General features: G+C 37.8%; 1 protein-coding gene. It reads right to left on the reverse strand.

Annotated features, from left to right (window positions below; all coding sequences use genetic code 11):
- Positions 1–1,007 (reverse strand): efflux RND transporter permease subunit (locus AC1DSB_RS19860; protein WP_477587491.1); only part of this gene is annotated, 1,007 nt, incomplete at its 3' end.
- Between the last annotated feature and the right edge of the window lie 19 nt (positions 1,008–1,026).

Below are 1,026 nucleotides of genomic sequence, written 5' to 3' on the forward strand. Positions count from 1 at the left end.
GCCAACAACATATCATTAATGGCATTCTCGAATAATTCGCGGTCACCACCGAACTTAATATCAACCTCTTCTGGCAAGTTTAATTTTTCAATTGCCTCGTCAACTTGATCGGACATTTCACCTAAAGTATAAGACGATTCATATTTTAGCTTAAAGCTGACCGAAGCTGCTTGGTCAATTCGACGAATGGAAACAGGACCTTCGGCAATTTCTATTTCTGCCACTTCCTGCAATTCAATAAATTGACCTGAAGGTGTTCGCAATTTCAGTTTCTTCAATTGCTGAATGCTGCTACGGTATTTTTCATCATATTTTACATATACACCATAAACATCTTCATTTTCTGAAATAATTTGTGTAGCAAAATCGCCTCGCGTCACACTGTTCACCGTTTGGGCAATTTGTGCAGGTGCCAGTCCATATTCGGTTGCTGCATCTTTATTCAAGGACACTTGCACTTCATCTATTTTCTCATCTAAATCATTCGTGATTTCTGTAATTGAATCAAATTCACTTAAAGTGCCTTGAATATCAGAAACGGCTTTTTCTAAACGTTTGTCATCCGTATCTGTTACGGAAAATGATAATGAATTTGGTGTGGAGCCAGCAGCAGTTTGTAAATTAAAACTTACTTCTGCCTCATCCCCTACGTCTTTCAATACTTTTGGTTGTACTTCATCCACAAATTCAAATACAGAACGCTCACGTTTATCTAAAGGAATGAGCTTGATATATACTTCCGCTCTATTCGATTCTGAAGTTCCTCGAGATTGGCCTTGTTGTGTTCCGCCAACGAGACTCACATATACCTCCACATCTTTTTCTTTGTTTAATTGATTTTCTATTTTTTTCACTACTGCTTTTGTTGCTTTTACAGAAGATCCATTATCTAACTCGACATTGACACTAACGAATCCTTCATCAGTAGCCGGTAAAAACTCGGTTCCCACTTGGAACATCCCATAAGTTGCAATTATTAGCATGATTGAAGTGATAATCAATACCATTAATCGATGTCCTAGAGCC

The sequence above is a fragment of the Paenisporosarcina sp. P4_E4_2 genome, assembly GCF_056401595.1.